The sequence below is a fragment of the Oleiphilus sp. HI0066 genome (assembly GCF_001635725.1).
This window is the reverse complement of sequence record NZ_LWFH01000792.1, coordinates 1-671: the sequence shown is the minus strand read 5'-3', so window position 1 is coordinate 671 and position 671 is coordinate 1. Positions and strand designations below refer to the sequence as shown.

Genomic DNA, 671 nt, shown 5'->3' with positions numbered 1-671 from the left:
ATTCACGCCGCTAGTACAAGATGTCATTCAAACAACGTTATATATAGGAAGTAATAACAATTAAGGAATGTTGTACGTCGTTTTAATATAAAAACAAAAGGAATCGATGATGCAATTCAAACTAAAGAAAGTATTCTTAGCGAGCGCCATATTCTTTGGCATGCTCATTCAAAGCTCTGCAGCTAACGCTATCTGTTGGTGGTGGCAAGATTGCAAAGCTTATCAAACTCAGCATCCAATTGTTTTGGTACATGGTCTGTCTGGGTTCGACAGCATCTTAGGCATAGATTATTTCTATGGCGTGAAAGGCGAATTGGAAGAACGCGGTGCAACGGTTTACATTCCTAATGTTACAGCATGGGAAGACGGCTACGTACGTGGCGAACAGCTGTTGGCTTACTTAGAAGAGTTGCAAGCGATCACAGGTGCACAAAAGTTCAACTTGATCGGCCATAGCTTAGGTTCACCAACTAGCCGTTATGTTGCAGGTGTCCGTCCAGACTTAGTTGCTTCTGTTACCTCAGTAAACGGTGCAAACAGTGGATCAGGTTTTGCGGATGCAGCGAGAGGAATCGTTCCTGTAGGTGGTGGTACAGAGGCGCTGATCGAAGGTGCACTTAACTTCCTTGGAGACATTATTGACGCTCTTGCCGGCAATTCTGAATACACGC

General features: G+C 44.1%; 1 protein-coding gene. It reads left to right on the top strand.

The features are described from left to right. Positions 1-109 precede the first annotated feature (109 nt). On the top strand, positions 110-671 hold a 562-nt coding region (locus tag A3738_RS09525; RefSeq protein ID WP_197473757.1), incomplete at its 3' end, for a triacylglycerol lipase.